This window comes from Kutzneria kofuensis, from assembly GCF_014203355.1.
Taxonomy (GTDB): Bacteria; Actinomycetota; Actinomycetes; order Mycobacteriales; family Pseudonocardiaceae; genus Kutzneria; species Kutzneria kofuensis.
In genome coordinates this window covers 2,690,270-2,702,844 of sequence record NZ_JACHIR010000001.1, presented here as the reverse complement: position 1 = coordinate 2,702,844, position 12,575 = coordinate 2,690,270, and the positions used below count along the sequence as shown (strand labels likewise).

2 protein-coding genes are annotated in these 12,575 nt (G+C 68.9%); both read left to right on the top strand.

Annotated features, from left to right (window positions below):
* Window positions 1-33 precede the first annotated feature (33 nt).
* Window positions 34-1,566 (top strand): AMP-binding protein, encoded by a 1,533-nt coding sequence (locus BJ998_RS12470; RefSeq protein ID WP_221337981.1) that lies wholly within the window; start codon window positions 34-36, stop codon window positions 1,564-1,566.
* Window positions 1,567-1,722: 156 nt separating this feature from the next.
* Window positions 1,723-12,561: a type I polyketide synthase gene (locus BJ998_RS12465; RefSeq protein WP_184861347.1), complete on the top strand. Its 10,839-nt coding sequence runs from the start codon at window positions 1,723-1,725 to the stop codon at window positions 12,559-12,561.
* Window positions 12,562-12,575: the final 14 nt, after the last annotated feature.

Sequence of the window (12,575 nt, the reverse complement as noted above, 5' to 3'; positions counted from 1 at the left end):
CGGTACGAGCGGCTAGGTGAAATGGAGCATCCGATGCAGGGCAACACCAATTACGTCGCGGCACTGCTCGACATGCTGGCGGCCGGTCCGGATCGGCCCGCACTGCACTGGAAGAACCAGTCGGTCAGCGGCGCCGAGCTGAGGCGGCGCGTCATCGTCGCGGCCCGCGTGATGCGGGGTGTCGGCATCGGGGCCGATGACGTCGTCGGCATCCTGACCACCACCAACAGCCCGGACACGCTGGTGGCCCGCTACGCCGCCAACCTGGTCGGCGCCACGGTCACGCACCTGCGGGCCACCAACGCGGCGCTGACGCTCGAACAGCTCCCGGTCGACGACCAGCTGGACATCCTGCGGGACACCCCGACCACCATGCTGGTCGTCGACAAGGCCAACATCGAGCGGGCCCGCCAGATCCGCGACCGCATGCCGACCCCGCCGGCGATGGCCGGATTCGGCGCGCTGGGCACGGATTTCCTCGATCTCACCGCCCATTCCGGGCCGGCCGCGATCGACTGGACGGTGGCCGAGCCGACCGGCACCGCGATGGTGACGTACACCAGCGGCACCACCGGCCGGCCCAAGGGCATCGGCCGCGCCTTCGCGGTGCTGGCCGGGATCGTCGCCCACGCGGCGGCGAGCCCGGATCCGGCCATCATGCTGGTGATCACGCCGCTGAGCCACTCGGTGTCGGCGCTGGCCGACGAGGCCCTCGCCGCCGGCGGAACCCTCGTGCTGCACGAGAGTTTCGACGCCGGCGAGGTGCTGCAGGCCGTCGCCGAACACCGCGTGACGGCGACCTACCTGGCCACGCCGCAGATCTACTCGATCCTCGACCACCCGGCGGTCGGGTCGACCGACCTGTCCAGCCTGCGCGAGGTCGGCTACGGCGGCTGCCCCGCGTCGCCGGACCGGCTCGGGCAGGCCGTCGACGTGCTCGGCAAGGTGCTGATCCAGACCTACGGCACCACCGAGAGCGCGGCGATCACCGTGCTCACCCCCGACGAGCACCTGGACACCGAGCTGCGCGGCACGGTCGGCCGTCCGCTGCCGTTCGTGCAGATCGAGGTACGCGACCCGGAAACGCATTCGCAGCTGCCGGCCGGCGAGGTCGGGGAGATCTGCGTGAAGTCCATGCTCATGATGGACGGCTATTGGGGTGACGCCGAGCAGACCGACCGCACCCTGCGCGACGGTTGGCTGCACACCGGAGACCTGGGGCGCGTCGACGACCGGGGCTATGTGTATCTGGTCGGGCGGATGGCCGAGGTGATCAAGACCGGCGGGATCAAGGTCCACCCGACCGAGATCGAGAATGCCCTGCTGGCACACAGCGACGTCGCCCAGGCGGCGGTTTTCGGCGTCACCGACGGAGATAACGTCGAGCACGTTTATGCGGCCGTTGTGCCGCGCCCCGGTGTGAACACGTCGCCCGAGCAACTGTGCACGCTGGTGAGCGCGATTCTGACGCCCGCACACGTCCCCGCGCACATCGAGCTGCTGGAATCCATGCCGATGACCGATTCCGGCAAGCCGGACAAGGCAAAGCTGAAGTCCCTGTGGTGACAGTGTTTTCCCGCTCGACCCGGTAGGGGCGAATAGGGGCAGCGTCGGCGACGATCGGCTGCCTATTCTCGAAGCAATGAAGCTCCCCGCGAACGGGCCTCGCGGGGAGCTTTTTTCGCGATCCGTTCTCTACCAGCGTCGAGGGAGTGACTGCACGTGGTGGCCGAGGACAAGCTTCGTTACTTCCTCAAGCAGGTGACCGCGGATCTGCACCAGACGCGGCAGCGGCTGCGCGAGGTCGAGGCCAGGGACCACGAACCGGTGGCGATCGTCGGCATGGCCTGTCGCTACCCGGGCGGCGTGTGGTCCCCGGACGACCTGTGGCGGCTGGTCGCCGCCGGCGCGGACGGGGTGTCGCCGTTCCCGACCGATCGCGGTTGGGACGTCGACGGCCTCTACGACCCCGACCCGGACGCGGTCGGCAAGGCGTACGTGCGCGAGGGCGGCTTCCTCGACCGGATCGCGGATTTCGACGCCGAGTTCTTCGGCATCTCGCCGCGTGAGGCGTTGGCGATGGATCCGCAGCAGCGGCTGTTGCTGGAGACGTCGTGGGAGGCGATCGAGTCCGCCGGCATCGACCCGGCTTCGCTGCGCGGCAGCCGGACCGGCGTGTTCGCCGGCCTGATGTACCACGACTACGCCACCCGGTTGGACGAGATACCCGACGGGGTAGAGGGATTCCTCGGCACCGGCAACTCGGGCAGTGTCCTTTCCGGACGGATCTCGTACACGTTCGGCTTGGAGGGGCCGGCCGTCACCATCGACACCGCGTGCTCGTCTTCGCTGGTGGCGATGCATCTGGCGGTGCAGTCGCTGCGTCGCGGCGAGTGCGGGCTGGCGTTGGCCGGTGGTGTGACGGTCATGTCCGAGCCGTCGGCCTTCATCGAGTTCTCCCGTCAGCGCGGTCTCGCTGCCGACGCGCGGTGCAAGGCATTCGCCGGTGCGGCCGACGGCACTGGGTGGGGCGAGGGTGTCGGTGTGCTGTTGCTGGAGCGGCTGTCCGACGCGCAGCGGCTTGGGCATCCCGTGCTGGCGGTTGTTCGTGGTTCGGCGGTGAATCAGGATGGCGCTTCGAATGGTTTGACGGCGCCGAATGGTCCGTCGCAGCAGCGGGTGATCCGCGAGGCGCTGGCCGATGCCGGTTTGTCCACTTCGGACGTCGATGCCGTCGAGGCTCACGGAACGGGAACACCGCTGGGTGATCCCATTGAGGCGCAAGCTTTGTTGGCCACCTATGGCCAGAGTCGGTCGGCGACTGCGCCGCTGTGGCTTGGGTCGATCAAGTCGAACCTGGGGCACACGCAGGCGGCTGCCGGCGTTGCCGGTGTGATCAAGATGGTGTTGGCGATGCGGCATGGCGTGTTGCCTCGGACGCTGCACGTTGACGAGCCGACTCCGCATGTGGATTGGTCGGCTGGTGCGGTGGAGTTGTTGGCGGAGTCGCGGGCGTGGCCCGAGCTGAGCCGGCCGCGCCGGGCCGGTGTGTCCTCTTTCGGTATCAGCGGCACCAACGCGCATGTGATCATCGAGGGCGTTGAGCCGGAGGCGGTTGCTGAGCGGTCGGATGTTGTTGTGCCGGTGGTGGTGTCGGCCCGGTCCGAGGCCGCGGTGCGGGAGCAGGCGCGGCGACTGCTGGATGTGCTGCCTGACGTCGAGCCGGTGGATCTGGCTTATTCCTTGACTTCGCGGTCGAGGTTCGATTACGGCGCTGTTGTTGTCGGCGGCCGTGATGAGCTTGTCGCGGGCCTGACTGCGCTGGCTGACGGCGTGGCTCCGGTGGTTGCCGGGGTGCCGGGCAAGCTTGCGTTGTTGTTCTCGGGTCAGGGTTCGCAGCGGGTGGGGATGGGTCGTGAGTTGGCGGCTCGGTTCCCGGTGTTCGCCGAGGCCTTGGATTCGGTCTGCGCGGCCCTGGACGAGCACCTGGACCGCTCGATTCGCCAGGTGATGTGGGATGAGCCCGAGCTTCTCGACCAGACCCGGTACACGCAGGCGGCTCTGTTCGCGGTCGAGGTTGCCTTGTTCCGGCTGGTGTCGTCGTGGGGAATCTGTCCGGACTTCCTGCTGGGGCATTCGGTTGGTGAGATCGCGGCGGCTCATGTTGCTGGTGTGATGTCGTTGGCGGATGCGGCGGCGTTGGTGGCTGCTCGTGGTCGCTTGATGCAGGCGTTGCCTACTGGCGGTGCGATGCTAGCCGTTCAGGCGTCCGAGGCTGAGGTCGTGCCGGCGCTCGAAGGCTTCGACTTGGTTGGCGTCGCTGCGGTCAATGGTCCGACTTCGGTTGTGGTGTCGGGTGATCGAGGCCAGTTGGAGCAGGTTGCGGCGGCGTTCGAGGGTCGGAAGACGCGGTGGTTGCGGGTGTCGCATGCGTTCCACTCGCCGCTGATGGACCCGATGCTGGACGACTTCGCCGCTGTGGCCGGTGGTTTGGAGTATCGACGGCCGGAGATTCCGGTGGTGTCGAACGTCTCCGGACAGGTGGTGGAGGAGTTCTCTGCTGCTTACTGGGTCGAGCACGTTCGCGCTGCGGTTCGGTTCGCCGATGGTGTGCAGTGTGCTGTCGACCAGGGTGTGACCGGGTTCTTGGAGTTGGGCCCGGATTCGGTTTTGTCGGGTATGGGGCGGCAGTGCGTGGAGGCCGAGTTCTGGCCCGCGCTGCGGTCTGGTCGGGCCGAGCCGGAGGCGGTACTGGCTGCCGTCGGCGGTGCCGCGCTGTCCGGGATGGCTGTTGACTGGGCGGCGGTGTTCGAGGGCACGGACGCCCGTCGGGTTGAGCTGCCGACCTACGCCTTCCAACGTCAGCGCTACTGGCTGGACGCTGTAAAGTCCATTGTGGATGCTTCTGGATTGGGGCAGCGTTCGGCGGAGCATCCGTTGTTGGGTGCGTCGTTGGTGTTGGCGGACTCCGACACTGTTGTGTTGACGGGTCGGTTGTCGTTGGCGACGCATCCATGGTTGGCCGATCATGCGGTGTCGGGATCGGTTCTGTTGCCTGGCGCGGCGTTCGTCGAGCTGGTGTTGCACGCGGGTAGCCAGGTCGGGTGCGAGGGCGTCAAGGAGTTGACGCTGGCGGCGCCACTGGTGGTGCCCGACAGCGGCGGCGTGGCAGTCCAGGTCGTCGTCGGCGCGCTGGAAGAGAACGGTACTCGTTCCGTCGGCGTGTATTCGCAGGTCGACGGCTCGGAGCAGTGGACGGCGCACGCCACCGGCGTGCTGGCTTCGTCCGGCGGTGTGATCGCTGATCTTGCGGCGTGGCCGCCGGCGGGTGCGGACCCGGTTGCCGTCGACGACCTGTATGAGCAGCTGGCGGATGCTGGCCTGGGATACGGGCCGGCCTTTCAGGGGCTGCGTTCGGCGTGGCGTCTCGGCGATGACGTGTTCGCCGAGGTTGCCTTGCCGGACGACGTTGCGGACACCGCTGGCCGGTTCGGTATCCACCCGGCGCTGCTGGACGCCGCCCTGCACGCGGTGGGGCTGGGTCCCATCGGGCAGGGTGAGCAGCTCCGGCTTCCGTTCGCCTGGCATGGCGTGACGCTGCACGCGGTCGGTGCGACTGCGTTGCGGGTGCGGGTGTCGCCGGCCGGCGAGGGCGCGGTGTCGCTGCTGTTGGCGGACGGCACAGGCGCTCCCGTGGCGTCGGTGGATTCGTTGATGCTGCGAGAGGTCAGCTCGGGCCACCTGCCGGCGGGTCGTGGCACTGATTCGTTGTTCGAGCTGCGGTGGACCCCGTTGACGGTTGCTGTCGGCGAGCCCGGTTCGTGGGCGGTCCTCGGTGATGACCAGTGGGATCTCGGTGCGCCGACCTTTGCGGACCTGGCTGCGGTGGAGGGCACGCCGGAGGTGGTGTTCTGCTCACCGGCCGGTGACAATCGTACTGCGGTGACCGCCGCGCTGGAGTTGGTGCAGGAGTGGCTGTCCGACGAGCGTTGGCAGTCGGCCCGGCTGGTGTTCGTGGCATCGGTTGGTGATCTTGCTGGTGCTGCCGTTGCGGGATTGGTGCGGTCGGCGGAGTCGGAGAACCCTGGCCGGTTCGCAGTGGTTGGCGTCGACGGGCCGGTGGATGCTGGCGTGGTCACTGGCGCGTTGGCTGCTGGTGAGCCTGAGTTCCGCGTGGTGGATGGTGCTGTGGCCGTGCCGAGGCTGGTGCGGGCTGTTGTGCCTGCTGCCGAGCCCGTGCTGAGTGAGCGGGACACGGTCCTGATCACGGGCGGTACCGGTGGTCTGGGTGCGGCGCTGGCCCGGCACCTGGTGACCGAGCACGGCGTGCGCAACCTCGTGCTGACCAGTCGGCGTGGGGGTGCGGAGGAGCTGCGTGCCGAGCTGACCGAGCTGGGCGCGCGGGTGGATGTAGTGGCCTGCGATGTCGCCGATCGTGCTGCGGTGGCGGGGCTCCTGGCGGAGCTTCCCGTGACGGCCGTGGTCCACGCCGCCGGTGTGCTGGACGACGGTGTCGTCAGCTCCCTGACTCCGGAGCGGCTGGACACGGTGTTGCGGCCGAAGGTTGATGGAGCACTGAACCTGCACGAGCTGACCGCTGGGCGCGAGTTGTCGGCGTTCGTGTTGTTCTCGTCGGCGGCTGGCGTGGTGGGAAACCCCGGCCAGGCGAACTACGCGTCGGGCAATGCGTTCCTGGATGCGTTGGCGGCGCAGCGGCGGGCTGCGGGGCTGCCGGGGGTCTCGATCGCGTGGGGGTTGTGGGAGTCCGAGGGCGGGATGGGCGGCGCCCGCGACGGCGTTCTCGCCCTGCCGACCCGGGACGGCTTGGCGCTGTTCGATGCGTGCGTGGGTGGTGCCGTCGAGGCGCCGGTGCCGATGCGGCTGGACGTTGCCGGACTGCGGGGCCTGGCCGATGTGCCGCCGGTGTTCAGCGGCCTGGTGCGTGGCGTGCGACGGGCGGCCCGTGCCGGCGGCACGGACTTGGCGCGGCAGCTGTCGGCGCTGAGCGCGGATGAACGGTCGGCCGCGGTGGTGGAGCTGGTCCGGTCGCAGGTCGCGGCGGTGCTGGGTCATGCCTCCGTGGCGGCGATCACCGTGCAGCGGGCGTTCAGCGACCTGGGCTTCGACTCGCTGACCTCGGTGGAGCTCCGGAACTCGATCAACAAGGCAACGGGCTTGAGCCTGCCGGCGACGTTGGTGTTCGACTACCCGACCCCGCAGGCGTTGGCCGATCACGTGCTGGCCGAGCTGGTCGGCTCGGTGGTTGTCGATACTCGTGCCGCGCTGGCGGCCCCGGTCGACGAGCCGATCGCGATCGTCGGGATGAGCTGCCGGTACCCGGGTGGTGTGTCGAATCCGGAGGAGCTGTGGCAGCTGCTGGTGTCCGGCCGCGACGGCGTCTCGGCGTTCCCGACCGATCGTGGTTGGGACGTGGCCGGCATCTACGACCAGGATCCCGACAAGGCCGGCACGACCTATGTCCGCGAGGGCGGCTTCCTGTACGACGCCACCGAGTTCGATCCGGCCTTCTTCGGCATCTCGCCGCGTGAGGCGGTGGCGATGGATCCGCAGCAGCGGTTGCTGCTGGAGGCGTCATGGGAGGCCGTTGAGCAGGCCGGGATCGATCCGACCTCGCTGCGCGGTAGCCAGACCGGTGTGTTCGCCGGCCTGATGTACCACGACTACGGCCTGAACCTGCGCGAGGTGCCCGAGGAGATCGAAGGGTTCCTGGGTACGGGCAACTCCGGCAGCGTCTTCTCGGGCCGGGTCTCGTACACCTTTGGTTTCGAGGGCCCTGCCGTCACTGTCGACACGGCGTGTTCGTCGTCGCTGGTGGCAGTTCACCTTGCCTCGCAGGCGTTGCGTCAGGGCGAGTGCACGATGGCGCTGGCCGGGGGCGTTACCGTGATGGCCTCCCCGAGCGCGTTCATCGAGTTCTCCCGCCAGCGCGGACTTGCGTCCGATGGTCGGTGCAAGCCGTTCGCGGCGGCCGCCGACGGGACCGGTTGGGGCGAGGGTGTCGGCGTGTTGCTGCTGGAGCGTTTGTCGGATGCTCGGCGCAATGGTCACCAGGTGTTGGCTGTGGTTCGTGGGTCGGCGGTGAACCAGGATGGTGCCTCGAACGGGTTGACCGCTCCGAACGGCCCGTCGCAGCAGCGGGTGATCCGCGCCGCTCTGGCCAATGCCGGTCTGTCTACTTCGGACGTGGATGTGGTTGAGGCCCACGGCACCGGTACCTCGCTGGGTGACCCGATCGAGGCCCAGGCGTTGTTGGCGACCTACGGTCAGGACCGCTCGGAACCCCTGTGGCTCGGCTCGATCAAGTCGAACCTAGGGCACACGCAGGCGGCTGCTGGCGTTGCCGGGATCATCAAGGTGGTGTTGGCGATGCGCCACGGTGTGTTGCCGAAGTCGCTGCACGTCGACGAGCCGACCCCGCATGTCGACTGGTCGGCTGGTGCGGTTGCGTTGTTGGCGGAGGCGCGGCCGTGGCCCGAGCTGACCCGCCCTCGGCGGGCCGGTGTCTCCTCCTTCGGTATCAGCGGCACCAATGCGCACGTGATCATCGAGGGCGTCGAGCCCGAGGCGGTTGCCGAACGCACGGTTGCTGCCGATGTCGTTCCAGTGGTGTTGACGGCGAAGACCGAGGCCGCCGTGCGCGACCAGGCTCGCCGGCTGCTCGATGCTCTTCCCGATGTCGAGCCGTTAGATCTGGCTTATTCGCTGGTTTCCACGCGGTCGAGGTTCGATCTCGGTGCCGTCGTCGTCGGCGGCCGAGAGGAACTCACCGCTGGGCTGGCTGCCTTGGCTGATGGTGCGACACCGGTGGTTGCCGCCGGCTTGGGCAAGCTGGCGGTGCTGTTCTCCGGTCAGGGTTCGCAGCGGGTGGGCATGGGCCGAGAGTTGGCGGCTCGGTTCCCCGGGTTCGCCGAAGCGCTGGATTCGGTCTGCGCTGCGATTGATGAGCACCTGGACCGGTCGATCCGTGAAGTCATGTGGGATGAGCCGGAGTTGCTGGATCAGACCCAGTACACCCAGGTCGCTCTGTTCGCGATCGAGGTCGCGTTGTTCCGACTTGTGTCGTCGTGGGGGATCCGGCCCGACTTCCTGCTGGGTCACTCGGTCGGCGAGGTCGCGGCGGCTCATGTTGCTGGTGTGCTCTCGTTGGCGGATGCGGCGGCGTTGGTGGTTGCCCGTGGTCGGTTGATGCAGGTGCTGCCTACTGGCGGTGCGATGCTGGCGGTGCAGGCGTCCGAGGCCGAAGTGCTCCTGGCGTTGGAGGGCTTCGACCTGGTTGGTGTCGCTGCGGTCAATGGTCCGACCTCGGTTGTGGTGTCGGGAGACAAGAGCCAGCTGGAGCAGGTCGCTGCGGCGTTCGTGGGTCGGAAGACCCGGTGGTTGCGGGTGTCGCATGCGTTCCACTCGCCGCTGATGGATCCGATGCTGGCGGAGTTCGCCGAGGTTGCCGGACGCCTCTCCTACCAGCCGGCGCAGATCCCGGTGGTGTCGAACGTCTCCGGACAGGTGCTGGCGGAGTTCTCCGCCGCTTACTGGGTTGAGCACGTTCGGGCTGCGGTCCGGTTCGCCGACGGCGTCCAGTGCGCAGCGGACCAGGGCGTGACCGGGTTCCTGGAGCTGGGGCCGGATTCGGTGTTGTCGGCGATGGGGCAGCAGTGCGTGGAGACGGACTTCTGGCCCGCGTTGCGCTCCGACCGAGCCGAGCCGAACGCCCTGTTGGCGGCTGTTGGTGGTGCGGCGCTTGCCGGCGTGGCTGTCGACTGGCAGGCGGTGTTCGAGGGTGCTCGCCGAATCGAGCTGCCGACTTATGCCTTCCAGCGTCAGCGTTATTGGCTCGACGCGGCTGGGTCTGCTGTCAACGCCGAGGGCCTGGGGCAGCGTTCGGCCGAGCATCCGTTGCTGGGCGCGTCGTTGGTGTTGGCGGACACCGACACCGTTGTCCTGACTGGCCGGTTGTCGCTGGCGACGCATCCGTGGCTGGCCGATCACGCGGTGTCGGGCTCGGTTCTGTTGCCTGGTGCGGCGTTCGTGGAGTTGGTGTTGCACGCGGGTGGCCAGGTCGGCTGTGACGGCATCGGGGAGCTGACCCTGGCGGCGCCGCTGGTGGTGCCCGAAAGCGGCGGCCTGGCGATGCAGGTGATGGTCGGCGCTCCTGACGAGTCCGGTCGCCGGTCGGTGTCGGTTCACTCCAGCCCGGACGCCGGCGAACAGCTCTGGACCATGAACGCCACCGGTGTGCTGGGGTCGCCCGGTGAGGTGACGGCCGATCTTGCCGTGTGGCCACCGGCCGGTGCGGACGCGGTTGCCGTCGATGATCTGTACGAGCAGTTGGCGGATGTCGGTCTGGAGTACGGTCCGGTCTTCCAGGGGCTGCGGCGGGCGTGGCGGCTCGGTGACGACGTGTTCGCCGAGGTTGCCCTGCCCGAGGATGTCCCCGGCACCGGCCGGTTCGGTATCCACCCGGCGCTGCTGGACGCCGCCCTCCATGCCGTGGGGCTCGGTCCGATCGAGGAGACCGGGCAGCTTCGGCTTCCCTTCGCCTGGCACGGCGTGGCCCTGCACGCGGTGGGCGCGACGGCATTGCGGGTGCAGGTGTCGTCGGCTGGCGAGGGGGCGGTGTCGCTGCTACTGGCTGATGGCACCGGAGCTCCCGTGGCCTCAGTGGATTCGTTGGCGTTGAGGGAGATCAGGACGGAGCAGTTGTCGGCGGCCCGTGGCACTGATTCGCTGTTCGAGCTGCGCTGGACCCCAATGCCAGCCGCCACAACAGAACCTGCTTCGTGGGCGATGATCGGTGATGACCAGTGGGGTCTCGGTGCGCCTACCTTTGCCGAGCTGGATTCGGTGGAAGGCACGCCGGAGGTCGTGTTCTGCTCACCGGCCGGTGACGCCCGTGCTGCGGTGACTGCCGCGTTGGAGTTGGTGCAGCAGTGGCTGGCCGACGAGCGCTGGGAGTCTTCCCGCCTGGCCTTCGTTGTTGCCCCGGTCGGTGATCTGGCGGCTTCAGCGGTGGCGGGCCTGGTGCGATCGGCGGAGTCCGAGAACCCCGGGCGGTTCGCAGTGGTCGCCATCGACGGACCGGCCGACCCCACTGTTGTTGCTGGAGCGCTGGAGTCCGGCGAACCCGAGTTCCGCGTGCACAACGATGTTGTGTCCGTGCCTCGGTTGGCGCGTGCTGCCGTGCCGGCAGCCGAGTCGGTGTTGGGTGAAGACGACACGGTCCTGATCACTGGTGGCACCGGCGGCCTTGGCGCGGCGCTGGCCCGGCACCTGGTGACCGAGCACGGCGTGCGCAACCTGGTGCTGACCAGCCGCCGCGGTGGTGCTGCGGAGCTCCGCGCCGAGCTGACCGAGCTGGGCGCGCACGTCGATGTGGTGGCCTGCGATGTCACCGATCGTTCTGCGGTTGCGGGGCTGCTGAAGGAGTTCCCCGTGACGGCCGTGGTGCACGCCGCCGGCGTCCTGGATGACGGCGTCGTCGGTTCGCTGACCGCCGAGCGGCTGGACACGGTGCTGCGACCGAAGATCGACGGTGCGGTGAACCTGCACGAGCTGACCGCTGACCGTGAGCTGTCGGCGTTCATCCTGTTCTCCTCGGCTGCCGGCGTGGTCGGCAACCCCGGCCAAGCCAACTACGCCGCTGGCAACGCGTTCCTCGACGCGTTGGCCGCGAAGCGGCGGGCGGACGGTCTACCCGGGGTCTCGATTGCCTGGGGCTTGTGGGAGTCCGAGGGCGGGATGGGTGCGCGGATGACCCGCGACGGCGTCCAGGCCCTGTCGATGGCAGAAGGCCTTGCGCTGTTCGATGCCTGCCTGGGCGGGGCCGTTGAGGCTCCGGTGCCGATGAGGCTGGAGCTGTCCGCGCTCCGCGGGGACAGGGTGCCGCCGCTGCTGCGGGGCCTGGTGCGGACGCCCGCACGTCGAGCCGCCGCCAGGAAGGGCGAACCAGGCACCGTGCGGCTGGCCGGGCTTTCGCCGGCGGAGCGCACGGAAGCACTGCTCACCCTGGTGCGGACCACTGCGGCCCACGTCCTCGGCCACGCCGACACCGACGCCGTGCCGGCGCACCGCCCGTTCATGGAGCTGGGCTTCGACTCCCTGACTGCGGTCGAACTGCGCAACGCGCTCAACGACGCCACCGGGCTGCGCCTGCCCGGCACGGCGGTGTTCGACTTCCCCACCGCCGAGGCCCTGGCCGAACACCTGGTCAACGAGCTGGCCACGGACCCGACGCCGACCACGAGCATCGGCACGTTCGCGCCGATGTTCGGGCAGGCCGCGGAAACCGGTGAGCTGGAGCGGTTCGTCGAACTGCTGATGACGGCCTCGGAGTTCCGGCCGACCTTCACCGCGGGCGGCGGCGAACTGGCCACGACGCGCCTCGTGCAGGGAACCGGACACTTGCGCCTGATCTGCGTTCCGTCGATCCTGCCGATGTCCGGGGCCCACGAATACGCCCGTCTGGCCACCGCCTTCCGCGGCTTGCGCGACGTGTCGGTGCTGCCGGTGCCGGGATTCGCCGACGGCGACCGACTGCCGGCCGACATCGACGCGCTGCTGGACGAGCAGGTCGCTGCCGTACGGAGCGAAGACGCGCCGTTCGTGCTGCTGGCGCACTCCTCCGGCGGCATGCTCGCGCACGCCCTGGCCGGCCGCCTCGAACAGGCCGGCGCCGCACCGGCCGCGCTGGTCCTGATCGACATCTACCAGCAGGAACGGGCCGCGTTCACCAGGGTCCTGCCCCGCCTGCTCGAGGGCCTGTCCGGCGGTGACTACCTCAGCGACACCCGGCTGACCGCCATGGGCGCCTACTTCCGCCTGTTCGCCGGCTGGGAGCCGACGGAGATCGCCACGCCCACGCTGCTGGTGCGGGCCAGCGAGCCGCTGCCGCACCAGGCCGACGAGCCGGGCTGGCAGGTGTCCTGGAAGCTCCCGCACACGCTCGTCGACGTCGCCGGCAACCATTTCAGCATGATGGACGAGAACGCGGAGACGACCATGCACGCCATTCACGAGTGGCTGACCACCGAGATTTCGCGCTAGTCGCCCACGGCTTC